Source organism: Candidatus Hydrogenedens sp., from assembly GCA_035361075.1.
Taxonomy (GTDB): domain Bacteria; phylum Hydrogenedentota; class Hydrogenedentia; order Hydrogenedentales; family Hydrogenedentaceae; genus Hydrogenedens.
This window is the reverse complement of the sequence record DAOSBX010000009.1, coordinates 40,079-60,690: the sequence shown is the minus strand read 5'-3', so window position 1 is coordinate 60,690 and position 20,612 is coordinate 40,079. Positions and strand designations below refer to the sequence as shown.

15 protein-coding genes are annotated in these 20,612 nt (G+C 38.6%); 6 read left to right on the top strand and 9 right to left on the bottom strand.

The features are described from left to right. Positions 1-14: 14 nt before the first annotated feature. Positions 15-836 carry a tetratricopeptide repeat protein gene (locus PLJ10_04450; protein ID HOK08896.1) on the top strand — a complete coding sequence of 274 codons (822 nt, stop codon included), beginning with the start codon at positions 15-17 and terminating at the stop codon, positions 834-836. Between the two features lie 25 nt (positions 837-861). Here the strand turns inward: PLJ10_04450 and PLJ10_04445 are convergent, their stop codons facing one another. From PLJ10_04445 to PLJ10_04435, 3 genes are read right to left on the bottom strand one after another with little or no spacing between them, the layout of a single operon-like run. Continuing rightward, a complete protein-coding gene (locus PLJ10_04445) occupies positions 862-1,266 on the bottom strand; it encodes a NifB/NifX family molybdenum-iron cluster-binding protein (protein HOK08895.1) in 405 nt (134 codons plus the stop codon). A 35-nt stretch (positions 1,267-1,301) separates the two neighbouring features. Further along, the gene (locus tag PLJ10_04440) at positions 1,302-1,628 is read right to left on the bottom strand and encodes a hypothetical protein (GenBank protein ID HOK08894.1); all 327 of its coding nucleotides are present in this window, start codon (positions 1,626-1,628) and stop codon (positions 1,302-1,304) included. A 24-nt stretch (positions 1,629-1,652) separates the two neighbouring features. Next, a complete protein-coding gene (locus PLJ10_04435) occupies positions 1,653-2,048 on the bottom strand; it encodes a DUF134 domain-containing protein (GenBank protein HOK08893.1) in 396 nt (131 codons plus the stop codon). A 201-nt stretch (positions 2,049-2,249) separates the two neighbouring features. Between PLJ10_04435 and aceE the strand changes: the two genes are divergently transcribed. The 3 genes from aceE to lpdA are packed head-to-tail and all read left to right on the top strand — an operon-like array spanning position 2,250 to position 7,748. Continuing rightward, the gene (gene aceE / locus PLJ10_04430) at positions 2,250-4,943 is read left to right on the top strand and encodes a pyruvate dehydrogenase (acetyl-transferring), homodimeric type (protein HOK08892.1); all 2,694 of its coding nucleotides are present in this window, start codon (positions 2,250-2,252) and stop codon (positions 4,941-4,943) included. A 25-nt stretch (positions 4,944-4,968) separates the two neighbouring features. Next, positions 4,969-6,294, top strand: a complete 1,326-nt coding sequence (locus PLJ10_04425) for a 2-oxo acid dehydrogenase subunit E2 (protein ID HOK08891.1) — start codon at positions 4,969-4,971, stop codon at positions 6,292-6,294. Between the two features lie 26 nt (positions 6,295-6,320). Continuing rightward, entirely contained in the window at positions 6,321-7,748 is a 1,428-nt protein-coding gene (lpdA, locus tag PLJ10_04420) for a dihydrolipoyl dehydrogenase (GenBank protein HOK08890.1), read from the top strand. 333 nt (positions 7,749-8,081) lie between these two features. On the opposite strand, the gene PLJ10_04415 is transcribed toward lpdA, so the two are convergent. Next, positions 8,082-8,561, bottom strand: a complete 480-nt coding sequence (locus PLJ10_04415; GenBank protein HOK08889.1) for a CYTH domain-containing protein — start codon at positions 8,559-8,561, stop codon at positions 8,082-8,084. Between the two features lie 24 nt (positions 8,562-8,585). Continuing rightward, entirely contained in the window at positions 8,586-10,520 is a 1,935-nt protein-coding gene (locus PLJ10_04410) for a hypothetical protein (GenBank protein HOK08888.1), read from the bottom strand. 397 nt (positions 10,521-10,917) lie between these two features. Between PLJ10_04410 and PLJ10_04405 the strand changes: the two genes are divergently transcribed. Next, positions 10,918-13,890 carry a response regulator gene (locus tag PLJ10_04405; protein ID HOK08887.1) on the top strand — a complete coding sequence of 991 codons (2,973 nt, stop codon included), beginning with the start codon at positions 10,918-10,920 and terminating at the stop codon, positions 13,888-13,890. Positions 13,891-14,013: 123 nt separating this feature from the next. Continuing rightward, positions 14,014-14,502 (top strand): cytidine/deoxycytidylate deaminase family protein, encoded by a 489-nt coding sequence (locus tag PLJ10_04400; protein ID HOK08886.1) that lies wholly within the window; start codon positions 14,014-14,016, stop codon positions 14,500-14,502. 291 nt (positions 14,503-14,793) lie between these two features. Here the strand turns inward: PLJ10_04400 and PLJ10_04395 are convergent, their stop codons facing one another. The 4 genes from PLJ10_04395 to PLJ10_04380 all read right to left on the bottom strand — a co-directional run bounded on the left by PLJ10_04395 (position 14,794) and on the right by PLJ10_04380 (position 20,588). Then, on the bottom strand, positions 14,794-16,002 hold the full coding sequence (locus tag PLJ10_04395) for a DegT/DnrJ/EryC1/StrS family aminotransferase (GenBank protein ID HOK08885.1): 1,209 nt from the start codon (positions 16,000-16,002) through the stop codon (positions 14,794-14,796). 4 nt (positions 16,003-16,006) lie between these two features. Beyond that, on the bottom strand, positions 16,007-16,900 hold the full coding sequence (locus tag PLJ10_04390) for an NAD(P)-dependent oxidoreductase (protein HOK08884.1): 894 nt from the start codon (positions 16,898-16,900) through the stop codon (positions 16,007-16,009). A 38-nt stretch (positions 16,901-16,938) separates the two neighbouring features. After that, the gene (locus PLJ10_04385; GenBank protein ID HOK08883.1) at positions 16,939-18,894 is read right to left on the bottom strand and encodes a metallophosphoesterase family protein; all 1,956 of its coding nucleotides are present in this window, start codon (positions 18,892-18,894) and stop codon (positions 16,939-16,941) included. Between the two features lie 86 nt (positions 18,895-18,980). Next, positions 18,981-20,588, bottom strand: coding sequence for a sodium/solute symporter (locus PLJ10_04380; protein HOK08882.1), 1,608 nt, complete (start codon positions 20,586-20,588; stop codon positions 18,981-18,983). Between the last annotated feature and the right edge of the window lie 24 nt (positions 20,589-20,612).

Below are 20,612 nucleotides of genomic sequence, written 5' to 3'. Positions count from 1 at the left end.
AGGAGAAAGAACGCATGTCTTATGAACAAAATACCTTTGATGAATTATACGATCGGGGATTAACTGCATTAATGAAAGGTGAGTTGGAAACCGCAGAAAAATTTCTTTCCCAATCACTCAAACTAAGTCCAGATTCACATCTTGCACGATACCAATTAGGCCGTTGCCTTCTACGTTCTGGAAATTTACAAAAGTCCCAAGAACTTCTTGAACAAGCCATTCACCTCCAACCAGAACATATCCCATCTTTAACCGATTTGGGTTTTACCTATCTATGTCAAAACCGCATAAAAGATGCCTACAATATCTTCCAAAAAGCAATCACTTTAAGACCTCACCACGGTAAATCCCTATTAGGTTTGGCAATTTGCGACTTTTCAGAGGGAAAATGGGATTCTGCTTATGACTGGGCAAATCAATCCGTTAAATTAGGGGGTAGCCACTTTATGGCTTTATTCATGCTTGCAAAAACAGAAAAAGTATTAGGATTCCTCGAACAAGCAGAAGAACATTTTAAAAAAGCAGAGGAACTATTAGAAAAAACAACGGAAGTAGCACCAGAACAACCTGAAAGTTACTACATAAGAGGCGAAATATCTCTATTAGGTGAATTTTACAACAAAGCCTTGGAATTATTCCGTAAAGTCGAAAGCCAAATAGATAAACATAGAACCTACTACTTTTATCATGAATGGTTTAATATCATCACTGTATGGAACAAACAAGGTATCTGTCTTAAACAATTAGGGAAAAAAGAAGAAGCACACGAAATTGGCAAAAAAATACTCGAAAGAGACCCCAACAACAAATTCGGCAAACTCTTAACGGAAATTTGAAAGTAACACATCATTTGAAGCCACATTAGTGGTGGTGACATGTTAAATTTTCTTCGTTTTTTAATGTCCCGTTTATGAAATGCTCAAGGGCTGTCTTTATGTCTTTTTCAGATGTGATTATCGTTCTTATATTAGCAGACTCGAACCTACTTTTCATTCCATATCCCATTCCACCCGCGATAACTACATCAATATTCGCAAATTGTTGTGCTACTTGTTCATGCGTATCTATGGAATGATTATGCTCATGGGAATGCGGTTGTGAATGTTCTATATCATGTGGATGCTGAGCATGCCCAGTAATCGTATTCGGGATGTACTCTTCATTTACGATATTACCGTTTTCAATATCGACAATTAAAAAACCTTTCGTTCGCCCAAAATGTGCTGAAATATTTTTTTTATCATTTGTTGGAATAGCAACTTTCATAATAGTTCCTTTCAAATTTAGGATTAGTGATTTTTTTACGGTTCTATGTTTTTTACCTTTGATGCATGCAGGATATTCCCTCTGGAATTGCGATAAAATGCATGTGGACCTCTACCACAGCGACATGGACCAATATAAGTCCATTCGGAGGCTTCTATTGTTTCGTTCGACAAATCGCTTTCCGGTGGGTTAGATGCTGGGTTGTTTGGAGACATCCATCTCCAACCTTGACGATAATAACCCGGGGAAGATAATCCAGGTGTTGGATTATCGGGAGACATCCATCTCCTACCCTGACCACCACCGAAACGAAATTGTCCACAATTATTAAATGAATTAGCAAAATGTCTTTGGGTTCTCATTGTTAATCTCCTTATCATTAAAGTTTATTGTTTGCTTTCATTTTGATATTGGTCTGATTCCAAAAAATAAGCCTTTCTTTTACAATGCCTGTGGCAATGCCTACCACTTCCACGACTTTTTTGTCTACAAACAAAATCGACAGGTCCTCCTGTTATTCGTATAGGCCGTCCTTCAACAAGTGCCATAGTAACCTTATGTCGTGCTTGTTCAACAATTCGGGAAAATGTTGGCCGAGAGACTCCCATCTCTTGCCCCGCCTCTTCATGATACATTCCCAAATAATCTGCAAGGCGAAGTGCTTCAAACTCATCAAGAGACAATAATACAGGTTCCCTTTTCGCACTTTCCTGCTCAAAAGGGATGAATTCCTCAATAGGAGGACATGCATTCAATCTTCTTGAGCAATAGGGTCTTGCCATTAAAACTCCTTTTAATCTTCATAATTTATTATGAACATATGTTCATAATTATAACGCAGTTTCGTAGCAAAAGTAAACAACAATAATTTATTTTTTGGGAAAGATACTCAATAAATAAAATAATGAATTAATTTGTTAGTATAATTAGTTAATTAATGGTTAATATTTTGTAAAATAATAAGAAACACAGGGGACGTTAATATGAGCAACCTTGAGCATACAGGTGAGAGGTATAATGAAATAGATGGTTTCTCTTTTCCTGATGAGGAATGGATTGATGCATTAAAAGCCTATTTAGAAGAACGTGGTCCTCAAGTGACCGCAAATCTGATTCGACGGCTACAGGATTATGCATATCTCTTAGGGATTCGTAAACCCTGCCCCGCAACTACGCCGTATGTGAATACCATCCCTGTGTCAGAACAGCCGGAATATCCAGGTGACCGTGAATTAGAACGAATTATAAAGTCGTATATCCGCTGGAATGCGATGGCTATGGTGGTTCGTGCAAACCGTGAAGCAGATGGCATTGGGGGACATATATCTACTTATGCTTCCGTAGCCACTTTATATGAGATAGGATTTAACCATTTTTTCAAGGCACGAACTGAAGACTATGGAGGAGACTTGATCTATTTTCAGGGGCATGCAGCACCTGGAATATATGCCCGAGCTTATTTGGAGGGACGACTTTCTGAAAATGACCTGAAAAATTTTCGACGCGAACTAAGTAAAGATGGTGGTCTACCGTCATATCCACATCCACGACTTATGCCTGGGTTCTGGCAATTTCCAACCGTATCTATGGGCTTGGGTCCTATTATGGCGATATATCAGGCACGGTTTAACAAATATTTAGAAAACCGCGGTTTGAAACCTAAAAATGGTGGTTATGTATGGGCATTCTTGGGTGACGGAGAAACAGACGAGCCAGAGACATTAGGTGCTATTAGTTTAGCCAGTCGCGAAAAATTAGATAATCTTATCTTCGTTATCAATTGCAATTTACAACGTTTGGATGGCCCCGTACGTGGAAATGGGAAAATCATACAAGAATTAGAAGCCATATTCCGCGGTGCAGGCTGGAATGTAATTAAGGTGATATGGGGCAGTGATTGGGACCCGCTGTTTGAGAAGGATGAGCATGGACTATTGGTAAATGCGTTAGGTGATATTGTAGACGGTGAGTATCAGAAATTTTCTGTTTCATCCGGGGAATATATTCGCAAAAAAATGATAGAACATGAACCTCGTCTGGCTCCTTATCTCGAACAGGTTTCAGATATACAATTACGCCAATTGCGTAGAGGTGGACATGACCCGGTAAAGGTATATTCCGCATATTATCACGCATTACGGACACAAGGGGCACCCACCGTAATATTGGCAAAAACAATCAAAGGATATGGGCTCGGTGAAAGTGGGGAGGGGAAGAATATAACCCATCAGCAAAAGAAATTGAATGAAGACGAATTACGTGAATTTCGAGCACGGTTTGGTATTCCTGTCTCCGATGATGAGATTGCTTTTGCCCCGTTTTGCAAACCACCTGAAGACCATCCTGCTATGATATACCTGCAAGAGCGACGTAAGGCATTAGGCGGATATTTGCCCCATCGCGAAGTATTGGCACCACCTTTACCCGCACCTGAAAACGAACTCTTTGATGAATTTTATAAAGGCACACCTCGCCCTGTATCCACAACAATGGCATTTGTTTCTATTTTACGAAAATTATTACAACATGAACGGATTGGCAAATTAATCGTTCCGATCGTGCCAGACGAAGCACGCACTTTCGGTATGGAAGGATTGTTCCGACAAATAGGAATTTATTCATCACAAGGGCAAAAATATGAGCCTGTAGATTCAGAATCGGTTTTGTATTACAAAGAGGCGACAGACGGACAAATCCTCGAAGAAGGGATTTCTGAAGCAGGTTCAATGGCTTCTTTTATATCTGCGGGTACTGCTTATGCGAGTCATGGGATTAATACTATTCCATTCTTCATCTTCTATTCCATGTTCGGATTTCAGCGGATTGGTGATTTAATCTGGGCTTCTGCGGATATGAAGGTACGTGGCTTCCTTGTAGGTGGCACAGCAGGTAGAACAACTCTCGCTGGTGAAGGTTTGCAACATCAAGATGGTCATAGCCATCTTATGGCAATGTCTGTTCCCTGCCTTCGTGCGTATGACCCTGCGTATGCCTATGAAATAACGGTTATCGTGCAAGAGGGTATCCGTAGCATGTATGAAAAGCAGGAATCGGTTTTTTATTATCTAACCGTCGGCAATGAAAACTATACCATGCCACCTATCCCGTCGGGAAAGAAAATACGCGAGGGGATTATCAAAGGGTTATACCTATTCCAACCTTCTTCTTTGAAAAAATCGAAAATAAAAGTAAATGTGTTAGGCAGTGGTTCATTACTTAATGAGGCACTAAAAGCACAAACCATACTGGAAGAGAAGTTTAATATCTCTGCAGATGTATGGAGTGCCACAAGTTACAAAATGCTTCGTGAAAATGCACTGGAAACAGAACGATGGAATAGGCTACATCCAACATCTACAAAAAAAGTTCCCTATGTAACTGAATGTTTGAACAACAGAGCAAATGCGACCATTGCCGTTTCTGATTATGTAAAACTTGTCCCAGACAGCATAGCTCGATGGGTTCCACAAACATTTATATCGTTAGGAACAGATGGCTTTGGGCGTTCTGACACACGAGAAGCCCTACGCGATTATTTCGAAGTAGATAGCCGTTATATCGTGTTATCTGCATTGTTTGCGTTGGCTCAAAACAAAAAAATAGATGTGAACATAGTAAAAAAATACATGCGGGATGCAGGTATCCCTACAAATAAAAAGTATCCTATGGACTTATAAAATATGATTAAAAAAGGAATATACTATGCCAAAGGAATTTAGATTGCCCTCATTAGGGGAAAATGTTGCAGAAGCAACTATCGGCAAGATTTTAGTGAAAGTTGGAGATACCATCCGTAAAGGGCAAACAGTCCTAGAAATCGAAACGGATAAAGCGGTAGCAGAAATACCTTCGTCGCTGGATGGTAAAATATTAGAAATTCATGTAAAGGAGGGGCAAAAAGTAAAGCCTGGCATCTTGATTTTCACTATAGATGAACAAACAGGGGTAGGCACAGCACCTCCTGAACCTGTAGCCACACCCATAGTAGAAAAAACACCCCCTCTTCAGAAGGAAACACCCATCCCTCCTGTTGTTGAGAAACCTACACCACTACGACCTACTTCAATTTCTGTAGGAACAGGTCAAAAACCAAAATCAGATATTCCCATTCTGGCTCCTCCATCGGTTCGCAGATTGGCACGCGAATTAGGAATTTCACTGGAAGATGTCCCTGCATCTGACCCATCAGGGAAAATCTCTGCAGAAGATGTTATGGCATATCATAAAAGGAAGACAGAAGGTATACATGTGGTAGAATCGGAAATAAAACACGATATACCTGCATCCGAAATTGTAGAGGAAGTAGAGGGGTCGTCTTCCAGAGATTCATGGGGACCTATCGTAATTGAGTCGATGAGCACCATTCGCAAAAAAACTGCAGAACAAATGATGCGTAGCTGGTCCGCCCCACAAGTAACCCACTTTGATAAAGCTAACATAACGCAGTTAGAAGAACTTCGTGAAGCTTGGTCAAAGAAAATTCAATCCACAGGTGGCAGATTGAGTATGCTTATTTTTACATTAAAAGTTGTTGCAGAAGCACTGAAAAAATTCCCAAAGTTCAATGCCAGTATTGACCTCGAAAAAGAACAGATTATCTATAAAAAATATTATCATATTGGTGTTGCGGTAGATACAGAATATGGGCTTCTGGTTCCCGTCATCCGAGATGTGAATAAAAAATCAATTAAAGAACTTTCCATTGAACTACCACAATTAGCGGAGAAAGCCCGACAACGGAAATTGGCTTTAGAAGAATTACAGGGGGCTACATTTACCATAAGCAATTTAGGTGGTTTAGGTGGTATTGGTTTCACACCAATTGTAAATGCACCACAGGTGGCTATTTTAGGCATGTCCCGTTCCAGTATGGAACCTATATACCAAAATGGGACATTTGTCCCCCAACTCATGCTACCTTTAAGTTTGTCATATGACCATCGTGTTATTGATGGTGCGGAATCCGCTCGCTTCGTTCGATGGATTTGTAATGCTCTTGAAAATCCATGGAATATGTTTTTTGAATAATAGAACATTGAAACAAAGGAGGTCTTATGCCAGAAGTAATCCAAACACAGGTTGCAGTTATTGGTGCAGGTCCTGGAGGTTATGGATGTGCCTTTATGTGTGCTGACTTAGGACTGCAAACAGTTCTTATTGATGTAGAAAAAAATCCAGGTGGAACCTGTCTCTATCGGGGTTGTATCCCGACAAAAGCATTACTTCACATATCCCATGTGATTTCCAATGCATTAGAGGCGGAAAAATTCGGTGTTCACTTCCAAAAACCAAAATTAGATATTGATAAAATACGAAAAAACGTGCAGGGTGTCGTTGAACACTTAACAGGTGGTTTAGGGCAATTAACAAAGTTGCGGAATATTAATTATATTCAGGGACGAGCCAGTTTTCTGGATTCAAATACATTAGAAGTCTTTTTGATGGATGGGCGTGAATTACGCATCAATGCTGAATATACTGTCATTTCTGCTGGGTCAAGACCTGCATTATTCGGACAGCCTATTGATTCACCAGATATTATGAATTCCAATACCGCTATTAACATAGAGGAGATACCAGAACGCTTGTTAGTTATCGGTGGAGGATATATCGGGCTGGAATTAGGTACTGTCTATGCTACTTTAGGCTCTGAAGTAACCCTTGTGGAGGTTACCGATGGGCTTCTGCCTGGTGTAGACCGTGATTTGGTACGTCCGTTAGAACAACATTTAGAAAAAGTTTTACATCAAATCCACTTAAAAACACTGGTCAAACAATTAAAACCGCAAAAGAAAGGTATCTCTGTTGAACTGGAAGGAGCGGATATTAAAAAACCACAGCAGATTTTTGATAAGGTCCTTGTATCTGTAGGGAGGAAACCCAACAGTAGTGGTTTGGGCTTAAAAAATACGAATGTGTCCGTGGACGAGAAAGGTTTTATCCGTGTGGATGAACAAAGACGAACAACGGACCCATATATCTTTGCTATTGGCGATGTTGCAGGCGGACCTATGTTAGCCCATAAAGCAACACATGAAGGACGAACCGTCGCTGAGATTATCTCTGGCAAGAATGTTGCCTTTGAACCACAAGCCATCCCTGCAGTCGTTTTCACAGACCCTGAAATTGCATGGTGCGGGCTTACCGAAGAACAAGCCCGCTCAAAAAATATACCCGTTCAAGTATCAAGATTTCCGTGGTCTGCCTCAGGTAGGGCTATGACTATGTTCCGTGGAGAGGGATTGACAAAACTCATAACCCATGCAGAAACGCAACAGATTCTTGGGTGTGGTATCGTTGGAGCCAATGCAGGTGAACTCATCGGCGAAGCCACATTGGCAATAGAGATGGGAGCGACACTAGAAGACCTCGATCTAACAATACACCCACATCCGACACTCAGCGAAACTATCATGGAATCTGCTGGTGCATTACTCGGAAAAAGTACCCATATCTACCGCAAAACCTCACGAAAAGAATAAACAGCAAAGGCGATTCACAAATCGCTCTTATTACTCACATTCATTGATAAATCCTTGTGAATCAGTGCCATAGAAAATTCTTACCATGAAAAGATGGTACCCGCATAGTTCTTAATAGAATGAAACAGATGTGCTGATATGGATGTTGATGCAATCGTTTTTAGTCTTACATGACATGTATGAATATAAACATAAATTCTGACAACATTAGAATAAAAATTCATCTATAAACTATGTACGGAAAACAAGTATTGAACTTTGTATATTCATATGAGACAACTGTTTAAATTATGTATTTTTAAGTGATTTATTTTATTTAGAGGCTTTAAAATATTATTTATTCTCTTGCCATAATGTATATGGATATTTACATAGGTAAGAATTAAGGTATCGTGCATCATGGCTTACCTCTTTACCTAACCATGGGGGAATGGCTATTTCGTCTCCTTCATCTTTCAATTCTATCTCTGCAATAATCAACCCACTATTTGCCCCCCAAAATTCATCTATTTCCCAACGTTGTCCTTCATAGACCACAATGTGTCTTGTTTTCTCGATAATATATCCTGTAATAAAGTTTTTTATCATTTCTTCAGCATCTTTATACGGAATCACATACTCGAATTCATCTCTTGTTGTGGCTACAATCGCTTTTTTTAGGTTCAATGTGCATTTCTCTGGTTCAATACGAATGCGAACCGCAAGAGGTGGGTCTGTATAAATATATGCTTGCTTTATTGTAATAGATTTAATGACCGAAGAACGCCACTCATCGGATATAACTAAGAATTTATGTTCTATTTCTTTTGGCATCTTAAATTTTAAGAACAACGTTTTTTATTTATCTAACGACTTTATTTCTTTAGATACAATTTCATTCCATTTCGATTTTAACTGATTTCCAATATCGGGTTGAGTATGAATAAAAATGATTGTTTCGGATTTCAATTCTGGCAAAACAAACGAAATTTCTTTACCCCAATTTGCTTTTAAATCCATAATTCCCTGAGGTCGTATTTCGAATAATGACTGCCCCTTTATAGGGATATTTATATTTATTTTTAGGTCTTTCTTTTCCTTAAAAGGATAGGCTTCGGGATGTATTTCATAATCTAAATTTGTAATGCATAATATCAAGAAATCGCGTCCCTGTAAAGGTGCAACATCTACATTTTCTGGGGCGGAGCCTTTGAATGGTATTGGTTCAGAACACAGGAAATAATCCCGTAATAGGCTCATCACTCTTCCCCACCCTTGCATTGCCCTTTCCAATTCAGGGTATTTTTCGGCTACCTTTTTATCATGATTAAACCAGAGAATCCCTTTGGCTCCTCTGCCCAAATTTAATATCAATTGAGCACCTAATTCCTCTGGTGTCGGCACAGGTCGTTTTGGCCGTTCACCCCAATTTGCAATTGCCTGACTCCACACCCAGATAGGTTTTGGTTCTGAGGCTATTTTAAGGTCGTGCGTGTAATATGCAGTTTCCTCTAACCTCGTCCCATAAAGTTTAGGCCATTTACTACTGGATGGGGCTGTGACGGAATAATGGTCTTGACACGGAATATCGCATATCGAAGCATATTCAAAAAACTTGATATTTCTGCAAAGTGTAATAAAGGTGGGCTTGGTATTGTCATATTGGCATAAGTGTTGATTGGTTAGGAACATGATATTTGCAGGAATAGACCAATCTGGTTCATCCTGTAACATCCAACACACAACTTGTGGGTGCCCCGTGAATTCTCGGACGGTATCCACATTCAAAGGAACACCTGTATGAACCATAGCACGGAAACCATATTTAGGTACTACCTCTGTAAAGAAAGGATTGTCTTTTTTCCCACCTTCTACCATCGTATCAATATGTAAATTATATAAAGTCTCGTATGTTTCTGGTCCATTCGACCAAACACCGATAGGGAAAAAATCTTCAAAAGCACGGCGATGAGCAAAATATAGTTCTTTCGTTTTCCCACTATCTTTTGAAACTTCTACCCCTGCAATAAACCATGTCCCAGAATTCATAGATTGAGAAAGTTGAACCTCTCCAATTGCCATCCCTTCAGGGGCTAACTCTTTAACATTCCAATCCACAGTAATTTCATTTTGCGGAAAAAACAGAGTATTATCTATCTGATATGTGTCTTTTGAAAAATTACGAAGGAAGATAGTTATTTCCTTCATTTTCGGTAGCACACGGATATATGTAAGGCGAAGAGGTTCAACTGTCAACGTTCCATCTGTAGTAGCACATAACCGAGAATTATCATCCACTAATTGCAGTGAGAATTTCGTTCCCAATGCAAAATCTTCAGATACCGCATTTATTTCTAACACACCTAATTCTCCAGGCTGGACTGTTTGATTAATATAGCGGTCCCATGCAACAAAATGATTCAAAATCCAATGGGAACGGTCTTTACGGTTCCAACGCCAATAACGAACCCTTACAGGTTCTTGGGAAACATTACGATAATATACATGAACCAACCCCCCTTTGTTCTCTATATCACTTTCAAATTCCTTTACCTTTTCCTTTTCCCATTCTGCTGGACGATAGATTATCTTTTCAATTGCAAGACGCATGGATGATTTTCCTTCTAATTTTGCACCGAGTTGTGCAGTCTGAGCAGTAGCCTTAAAAGTGAAAATGACAACAAGCGATAACAAACACAAAATAATTCTACTCATCATAATTGTCCCTTTCCTATATGTTTTCATTGTTTTTATATTAGAAATAAATGTAGCAATAAATTGTAATATATTCATACCCCTCATTTCCTCTTTTAATTACCCAGAAGTTCATAAATTCATATACACGTAAGACCGAAAATATTCATTTTAAATTTTAAATTCCATACATCAAATTTGCTTATTTTAATTTTATGTAAAATTACTATGACTTTAAGGTCAACGAATGTAATTTAGTTAACAAATATTAAAATAAGATATTCAATAAAACTTTTTTGTAAATAAAACATATATTAAACAAATAAACTGATATTTTTTATGTTAATTTGGTAATTGCCGTAATTTCCGTTTATTTTCAAAATTTTGTTAGTAATTATAGAATTAATATAAATTTTTATTTTATATTACAAAATTTCATATAATAATATAGATGTTATAGAAACAAATTATTAAAAACACCGGGTAAATATAAGATATGCAGTTCTCACTGCGAAATATTCGTAATCGTTTTGCCACTTTTTACAAAAATTTGCCAATAGTTCAGCAGCTTTTTATCCTTTCTTTAGTTCCTACGATAATAGCGTTATTTATAGCCTGCTTTACATTTTACATATTTGACACTGCCTTATTACGGCAAATGCTGGAAGAGGAATTAAGAATTTCAGCTCAACATTTGAGTGAACATATATATCCTTTATTTGAAAAAGGGGAGATACAGGCAGAATTATTTCAACAAGAACTAAATATTTTGAAGCGTAACGAATGGATAACGATGGCTTGCATTTACAATAAGGATGGGAGAATAATTGCACGTTATTTTAAGGAAGGCAAACAACAGGATTTACCTATTAGTCCAAATCAAGTGGGTTTCTATACAAATGATTCTAACTATTTGTGCCTATATTATCCAATTACTCCGTCGAAAGGAACATATTTAATAAAGCAAACAGAATTTACTACGGAACGAGTTCCCATTCTCTTATTAGCCATTACCAAATCCGTATTTTATCACAGGCTTATTGCCTTTAGTAGTGCAACAATCGGTGTTCTACTTTTAGGAATCTTTGTTGCTTTCCTTGTGTCTGTAAAGCTTCACACTATTATTTCAAAGCCAATCACGCATTTATCGAAGTTGGCTCAACATATCTCTCAGGAAAAGGACTATTCGGTACGTGCCTCAAAATTTGCTGACAACGAGATTGGAATTCTCACAGACGAATTTAATGAGATGCTTCACCAGATAGAGATTAAAGAACAATTACTTCGTCAAGCTAACAAAGAATTAGAAGAGAAAATAAAGATTCGGACAACGGAGTTGCAGGACGAAATTGAGGCACATCGTAGAACGTCTGAACTTTTACAGAAAGAGATTGAGGAAAAAATGCGCGCTGAGAAGGCATTGCAAACGGCAAAGGAACAGGCTGAGTTACGAGCCCAAATCAAGAGTGATTTCCTTGCAAATGTGAGTCATGAAATACGGACTCCTATGACAGGGATATTGGGGATGTCCGAACTTTTACTGGATTCGGATTTGTCTGAAACTCAAAAGCGTCAGGTTGAGGTTATACATCGTTCTGGCAAATCATTATTACGTCTAATTGGAGATATCCTTGATTATTCAAAAATTGAAGCGGGACATATTGAAATAGAACCTGTTCCATTTGATTTTCATGTGCTTTGCGAAGATGTTATTGAATTGATGACACCTTTGGCACAGAATAAGGGTATTTCTTTGTACCTACGTTATGCACCAAACTGCCCTAAGAATCTGATAGGTGATGCAGGACGAATACGACAAATTTTAACAAATCTCATTAGCAATGCCATAAAGTTTACACATCACGGTTATGTTCTGCTAATGGTAAAATGTGATGGACTAACAGAAAATAAGGCTGCACTATCGATTACAGTAGAGGATACGGGGATTGGTGCTCCGCATGAGAAGTTAGAGGAAATTTTTGAGAGATACCAGCAAGCAGATGCACTTATTGCAAGGCAATATGGTGGAACAGGATTAGGTCTTGCTATTTGCAAATTACTTATTGACGCGATGGGTGGAACAATTTCTGTTCAAAGCCAAGAAAGGCAAGGTACCACATTTAACATATCATTGATTTTTCCTATGGATATATCAACACCTGTAAAACCTACTCCATCACATAGAGAACATCTACGAGGCGTTAAGGTATTGATTGTCGACCAAAGTCATATAAATCGGTTGATTCTCTTAGAACAATTACAATCGTGGGATATGCAAGCCACTGCCGTCGGTTCCAGTGGAGAAGCATTAAATTGTCTTAGAGAAGAAGCTCAAAAGGGTGATCCTTATCAGATATGTTTGATCGATGACCAGATGCCTGGTATCCAAGGCGAATCATTAGGCCGAATTATCAAACAGGACAATGTGATTAAAGATACTATTCTTGTTTTGCTAACACCGTTTGGGATAAAAGGAGATGCAAATCGTTTATTTGAGCTTGGGTTTTCAGCCTATCTGACACGCCCAATACGGCAGAGTGAGTTGATGGATGCTCTTGCTACGGTATGGTCAGCATATATTAAAGGAGAACCTCCCACGTTAATCACACGACATACTATACTTGAACAGCGAGAGCAAAAGAAAGAAAAACTGTATTTTAATGCTCAGATTCTGCTGGCAGAAGATAATTTTGTTAATCAACAGGTTGCGGTGGAGATACTCAAAGATTTGGGATGCGAGGTTACAATCGCAGTAGATGGGCATGAGGCAGTAGAATGCACAAAACAGAAACGTTTCGATTTAATCTTTATGGACTGTGAAATGCCAAATATTGATGGTTATACCGCCGCTCAGGAAATTCGTCGTATGGAGTCAGGAAATTTCCATGTTCCAATCATTGCACTTACCGCTCATGCGTTACAGGGAGACCGTGAACGATGCTTAAACGCTGGTATGGATGACTATCTCCCTAAACCGATTGAATTAGCTAAAGTAGTAGAGGTCTTAAAAAAATGGTTAAGCAAAGCAAAAGAAGAGGGCATTCAAGACAAAGAAAAACAAGATACACAACATACATTCACAGATATGATTAAAGAAACAGACATATATACATTTCCAACATTCGACCTTAAAAAGGCACTTGAAATTACAGGCGGAAAAATACACACAATTCGAAAAGTTTCTGCTATATTTTTGCAACATTTGCCTGCAAGATTAGAAGAGATACAAAAAGCACATGAAGAAGAAAAATATGATGAGTTAGTACGTCTATTTCACTCATTATCAGGGGCATCAGCAACTATTGGTGCTCGGAGATTAACGTATTTATCTCAAAATATCGAGCAGGAATTGCGTGGCGGAATTTATGATAATCTTAAAGTAGAAATCGAGATGATTCAAAAAGAATTTGGGGAATTAAAGACAATATTAGAGCAAATTCAATGGGATGAAATTGAAATAAATGCATAAATTACCGATACGCCACAGCCACTTAAAAAAACACATTCATAAACCTTCCACTTGTCCTAAAACAACAAAATGTGGCATATTTACTCCTGCATAAAAAAAGGTGACAGAAAGGAATAGAAAACAATGAATGCATACCAAAGACCTACATGGGATGAATATTTCATGGAAGTTGCACGCACGATTGCCAAACGTGCTACATGTGACCGTGGACGAAGCGGATGTGTCATAGCCAAAGATAAACAAATACTTGTAACAGGATATGTCGGCTCCCCTGTGGGATTCCCTCATTGTGACGATGTGGGACATCAGATGAAGAAAGTTATTCATGAAGATGGAACGGTAACCCAGCATTGTGTTCGCACAGTACATGCAGAACAAAATGCCATCTGTCAGGCGGCGAAATTAGGAATTAGTATTCAAGGCGGAACTTTATACTGTAAGATGACACCTTGTCGCACCTGTGCTATGCTAATAATCAACTGTGGTATAACCCGTGTTGTCTGTGAAAAGCGATACCATGCAGGAACTGAATCAGAAGAGATGTTCCGACAGGCAGGTATTCAACTTGAATATGTCTACCCCGACGAAGTCGAATCCTATAATAATCAATAAAATCACCAGAAACGTATTTGTCAAATACATTTTACACTTGAAAAATAAAAAAAATATAAATTAAAAGAAATAACAATATTCGGCTCCGTTGCGAGAGGAGAAAAAAAGTGATGTGGATGTTATAGTTAAATTTTAAAAACTCTCGATATTGTTTGTTGATTGACTTAAAAGACCATCTGAAAAAACTACTTCACAGAAAAATTGACCTTGTGCGTAATTCTGCTATAAGACGTGAAATTAAAGAGCAAATATTGGAATAGAAAATATTAATATGAATATAGGTTTTACCAGTTAAATACGCTTATTTTCGCGGGCGGATTTGCTAACTTTGGCAAGGGTATCTACGAGATAATCGAGGGCTTCATGGGTCAATCGTGGGTGAACAGGTAGTGTTACTAATGTTCGTGCTAATTCTTCAGCAACGGGAAATTGACCTCGCTTAAAACCTCGTTTCTGGAAAGCGGTGCTCCAATGTAACGGAATGTAGTGAATACCCAATTTGATGTTATACTTTTCTTTCATAATCCATAATAAATCTTCTTTGGACATCCCAAATTCTTCGGGGATAATTCGAATGGGATATAAATGGAAAACATGAGTACGGTCTGAAGGGACTTTGGGCGTAATAATCCCAGGAATCGTTTTCAATGCTTGCGTTAAGTATTCTGCATTTTCCTGTCGTTTTCTGTTCAGAGCATCCAACTTCTTCAGTTGTATAATTCCTACTCCTGCCTGAATATCAGTCATTCGAAAATTGTAGGCACAGTCGTCAAAGTCCTGCCACCAGAATTTTTTGCCCTTTGGAAATTTATTTTCATCCAGCAAACAATATTTTGTAGTTGGAGCATAAACCCGCGTCGCATGAGAGCGATACAGAGAGACACGTTCAAACAATTCAGGGTCTGATGTGGTAACCATTCCCCCTTCACCTAAAGTAGAAATATTCTTTTGTTCATGGAAACTGAAACAACCCAAAGCCCCAATATTCCCTGTTTTCTTTCCTTTATATTCTGCTCCGATTGCATGGCATGCATCCTCTACTATCGAAAAGTTATACTTCTCTGCTAATTTAAGTAATGGATCCATATCTACAGGCAAACCATATAAATGAACTGGTGCTACTACCTTTGTATTCTCCGTCAGTTTCTCTTCAACCTTCGAGATATCCATGTTGTACGTTTCAATATCTACATCCACAAAGTCCACTTCTGCCCCCAATGTAACTGCAGAAGCAGGAGTTGCAATCCATGTAATCGGTGTCGTAAGCACACGAACCCCCGAACGCACTCCAAGTGCAAGCATAGATAAAAATAGAGATGCGGTTCCATTGGAGACTGTGCGAGCATATTGGCAACCAATATACTTTGCGAATTCTTTTTCAAATTCCAAACAATACTCACTACACGTGGGTGCTTTTTCGCGAAGAATTCGCAATACCATTTCTTCTTCTTCAGCCCCATACACTGTACCAAACCTAATTTCCAAATCGTGAGGTGCCATTATTTTATCCTTTCGTTATAAAAGTTTTAACAAGTCTCATTCCATCCGCAATACCACAAAAAGGAGTCTTTAACACAGATTTTGCAAGAGCGTTGGATAATGAAGCATCTTTAGGACGCGGAGCCCTTAATGAATCTGTAATAATATGTGGATGAATTAATGTTTCATCCCAATTCATTTCCCGTGCAATAATTTTTGCCATATCATAACGAGAACTTCTTTCATTTCCCGCTAAATGTATTACCCCTTCAAATGTATTTTGAGCCAATTCAATCAACGCTTTGCCGACAGTAATAACATCAATAGGGGTTCTAAATTCGTCTTTTGGCATAGGAATTGGTTTCCCCTCCGCTATTTTCTTCTGCATTCGTGCAAGGAATGAATTACCTACACCTAAAATCGGGAAACCCATCACAAGAGATAATCTGGCAATAACACACGATATCTTTGCCTGTGATACATCGTATTCCGCCTGAACCTTTGTTTTTGCATAGTGGTTCAAAGGAGACGGGGTATCATTTTCTGTATACATTCCTTTTTTCCCATCAAACACTGTGTCCGTAGAGCAATAAATAAAGCGACTGGACAACTGTTCTGCAGATTTTAACAAGGCACGTGTTAAACCCACATTGACTTCCCATGCAAGGTTAGGTTGTTTTTCACATTCATCAATATCAGCCATAGCAGAAGTATGGATAATTACATTCGGTTGAATTTCTAAGACAATATTTGCCCATGCATCTTTATCATTGGTTGTAACTTTCATCCATCGAATATATTCAGGCAATGCTTCTGGTTTATCCTGTCTGGAAAGTGCATATGTCTCTATATCATTCGGAATCTGACGTAAAATGCTACCAGCAACAAAACCACTTCCACCTGTAATAAGGAGTTTCATATCATCTTTCCCTATATTGTACTGCTTTTACTCTTGTATTAGTAGGATAAATATCGAAATTCTTGCATATTTTGGATTTGTTTCACAAATGGTTCGATTTCTGATTTTACCAACGGTGCTATGGCTATAGCGGGTTTGTATGCTCCAAATTGAGCACGAAGTAAACCAATTTGGTAGGTATTGTCTTTTCTGGCAATTGTCGCATTTCTTACCTGAAATTCAACACCTGTTTCTTTTATTAAGTAGGTAACCAATCCATTTCCTTCTGCAATAGAAGTTGCCACGAACCGCGAATCTATGTTTGTAGGTATCGCCAATTCCACAAATTCACCTGCCTTTAATAGCCCCTTATGCGAATAAGTATCGCCTCCGATGATAATCCCTGGATTTATTGTAAACGGTTCAGATTTGTCCATTTTTATTTGTAATTGTTCTACTCGCACACCCTCACCTGTATTTCGAAAGACACTCTCTGCGGAAATGAGTAATTGCAAATCACTATTTTCATTTGTATTAACCGTTTCGACATTCGAAAACTCTGGAACCTCAAATTTTGAAAAGACATCATTATATCCCTTCTCAAGCAGGGAAACATCCTCTTTCTTTTCCAAGAGTAAGGTTCCATTACTTTGATAAATTCTCCAAACAATATACACCTCTGTATTTGTAGAATGAGCATACGCTCGTAAATGTGCAACATACTTCTCTTTAGGAGCGGTAGGATAATACGCAAATTGAGCATCCCCTCTCCGTGGAGTCATCACACCTGTATAATTATCCCCTGACGAAAGGAACAAACCTGGGTTATCCCATTGCCATTTCATTTCTTTTTTATTCTCATATGCAACGATGTCTATTGCTGGCAACATTTTCCCACCGGAAGGTCGTTCTCCATAAGCAGTCATGTCCAAATTTTCATTAAACCACACATCATCAACACCCATGAAATACACCTGAGTCTGAACATCTTTACCAATATAATGTCTATACATCGGTGTCTTTTGTCCATTACGACTTAGTCCAACGCCATAAGCAATAGAGGATGGCTTGTTCCTATCATAGGAAGTAGAAATTGGAATATGAAGATTTAAGTGTTGATATGTTGGGTCTATCTCATCAAAAAACTTTTTATCCGAACTACACCATGCACGAATGTAGATGCCTTCCTTACTTATTTCAAAATAAATACCTCCAATGCGTTCACCTCCAAATGGTTCCTTTGGAGGAAAACCTCCGAACCTTCCATTTGACACGAACCATTTCTGCCACCGAGGAAGAATTTCCCATGTATGGTTATGCCCATGCATCCAGAGGATAATCTGAGAATGCTCACGAAGTAAAGATATGACCTCTTCTGAGTTAGCAACCATCCGATAGCCAGTATCATCGTGCGGACATGTTGTCCCTTTAAGGGCATTGTGACTGAGGATTATAGTTGTCTCGTCCTTATGGGCTTTCAGGTCTAATCGAACCCACTCTAATGCTTCCCGAGAAACATAATTAGCACCCATCATTTGGGGTAAAGATATAAAATGAATTCCCCTCAAGCTAAAGCTGTAATAAGGTCTGCATGGTAAACTACCCAAGCATGCGGAACGGTATTCCCTGTTTTCACGGTTGTTGTGAGAAATCTCATGATTGCCAGGCACATAAAAAAGGGGCACCACTCCACAACCTTCCGAAACAACCTGTATCCATTCCGCCAAGTTTTCTATTTTTGCGGTATTATGATGAGCATCCCCTGTATCAATCAGTAAATTTAAATTAGGGAAAGTATTTAGGATATTCTTCATATTTTCCTTTAACACTTCTACAGATGGCTGTTTAGGATTATCCCAACCAAAATGGGCATCCGAAATAATAAAACCTTTAAGATTTGCCTCTTCTCTTCCTGTATCAGTATAAGCGGAACGAATAAAAGCCAGAGGACCTATAGAAGCCAAAATACATGAGGTTGAAAGAAAATCACGCCTCGATAAAAAGGTCTTCGTCATTATAAATTCCTTTACAATTATAGGGCTAATTTTTTATTAATTAAACCCCATAAAAATATATTTGTTACAATTATCCATAAATATATTTAGTTGCGTGTCCATATCGTCAGGTTTTTTAAATCTCTCGGCTTCTCGGGTAATAGAGTAATTGCCAAAACATAAGCAATAATGAAGATGATAATATTTCCTGTCAAACCTGCGTAATAAGTATCCATCGGCTGAGCAAGGAATTTACTCACACCTTCAGACAAACCCCAGCTCATAAACAAATCTTTTGTAATCAATTTTAATTCTATTAGGGCAATATAGGTTGAAAACAAAACAGTAATAATGATACCCACAAAAACTGCCCTCCCATCTCCACGTTTGGTCATGAAACCTAAGACATACAGTCCCAAAAGTCCTCCACCTGTAATTGATGCGAGTTTTGTTGCGGTATCCTGTAATGTTTTACTTTCTGCTATTAAAAGAAGGAAAGCCCCTCCAATCATAATCAAAGAACTAATGATGGATATTGTTTTTGCCGCCCATACATAATGCTGGTCTGAACGCCCTTTTACAAAGTGTCGTTTGTAAATATCCACAATACTTACTGCCGAGATAGCATTAATACTGGAAGACAGGGAAGACATCGCTGCAGCAAGAACACCTGCAATCACCAATCCTGAAAGTCCCGTCGGTAATACATTAATTACAAAATAGGGTAATATCTGTTCCGCCTTTGCCTGTCCTGTCAACATTGCATGAGCCTGTGCGTCTGGAAAAATCTTGTAATATACATACAGACTTGTACCAAGGAACATAAAAAAGCCCCAGGTTGGCACACTACATAGACAGCAAATCCATATAGCACTAAAAGCGTCTTTTTCACTCTTTGTTGCAACATATTTTTGTATTACATTCTGATTACTACTATATTCCGTCAACCACTGGGCAACTCCCATTATAAGGAGCATGAGAATCGTCTTTTCTGATAGCGAAAAGCCCCATTTTGCAGGTTCTAAAGCACCTGTTGCAGGGTTTAAATCTCCTAACATAAATTTCCCATCTGCCATGGCTTCATGAAGTACCGTCCCCAGTCCGCCAGGGATACTATATAAGACCATTCCTAAACATACAAAGCCACCTGCCCATAATAGAAATGATTGTATAAAGTCTGTCCAGATAACTGCCTCAATACCACCCAACACAGTGTAAAAGGATGTAACAATTCCCCCGATAAGCACACATAAATACGGATTTAAGTGCGTCATCTCATAGACAAGTAAACTCACAAGATACAGGATTAAACTAATCCGAATTAATTGCCCAATAACAAATGCAGTGGCCGCATAAGCACGGGTACCAGGTCCAAACCGCCCTTCAAGATATTCAAAAGCGGATACAATCCCTGCTTTACGGTAAAACGGTAGAAATATCAAACTGGCTAAATATACACCAACTGGAAGCATTAAACATAATAAAAAGCGTAAATATGCTGTTTTATATGCATCTGCTGGATAGGCAACGAAAGTAATGGAACTGATACTCGTAGCAAACATAGACAAGCCTATAAGCCAGCCTGGGTAAGACCTACCCCCAAGAAAATAGCCTTCCGTACTTTTTCCACGATGGGCAAATAAAGGTCCCATTGCTGCCATGGACAAAAAATAAATTATTAGGACACACCAATCAATTAATGTAAATTGAGACATTTATCTTTCCTTTATTCATTACTT

Bases quoted from the DNA above. Each gene is read 5' to 3' on its own strand.
- PLJ10_04450 (HOK08896.1), top strand. From the start codon at position 15: ATGTCTTATGAACAAAATACCTTTGATGAATTATACGATCGGGGATTA.
- PLJ10_04445 (HOK08895.1), bottom strand. From the start codon at position 1,266: ATGAAAGTTGCTATTCCAACAAATGATAAAAAAAATATTTCAGCACAT.
- PLJ10_04440 (HOK08894.1), bottom strand. From the start codon at position 1,628: ATGAGAACCCAAAGACATTTTGCTAATTCATTTAATAATTGTGGACAA.
- PLJ10_04435 (HOK08893.1), bottom strand. From the start codon at position 2,048: ATGGCAAGACCCTATTGCTCAAGAAGATTGAATGCATGTCCTCCTATT.
- aceE (HOK08892.1), top strand. From the start codon at position 2,250: ATGAGCAACCTTGAGCATACAGGTGAGAGGTATAATGAAATAGATGGT.
- PLJ10_04425 (HOK08891.1), top strand. From the start codon at position 4,969: ATGCCAAAGGAATTTAGATTGCCCTCATTAGGGGAAAATGTTGCAGAA.
- lpdA (HOK08890.1), top strand. From the start codon at position 6,321: ATGCCAGAAGTAATCCAAACACAGGTTGCAGTTATTGGTGCAGGTCCT.
- PLJ10_04415 (HOK08889.1), bottom strand. From the start codon at position 8,561: ATGCCAAAAGAAATAGAACATAAATTCTTAGTTATATCCGATGAGTGG.
- PLJ10_04410 (HOK08888.1), bottom strand. From the start codon at position 10,520: ATGAATATATTACAATTTATTGCTACATTTATTTCTAATATAAAAACA.
- PLJ10_04405 (HOK08887.1), top strand. From the start codon at position 10,918: ATGCAGTTCTCACTGCGAAATATTCGTAATCGTTTTGCCACTTTTTAC.
- PLJ10_04400 (HOK08886.1), top strand. From the start codon at position 14,014: ATGAATGCATACCAAAGACCTACATGGGATGAATATTTCATGGAAGTT.
- PLJ10_04395 (HOK08885.1), bottom strand. From the start codon at position 16,002: ATGGCACCTCACGATTTGGAAATTAGGTTTGGTACAGTGTATGGGGCT.
- PLJ10_04390 (HOK08884.1), bottom strand. From the start codon at position 16,900: ATGAAACTCCTTATTACAGGTGGAAGTGGTTTTGTTGCTGGTAGCATT.
- PLJ10_04385 (HOK08883.1), bottom strand. From the start codon at position 18,894: ATGACGAAGACCTTTTTATCGAGGCGTGATTTTCTTTCAACCTCATGT.
- PLJ10_04380 (HOK08882.1), bottom strand. From the start codon at position 20,588: ATGTCTCAATTTACATTAATTGATTGGTGTGTCCTAATAATTTATTTT.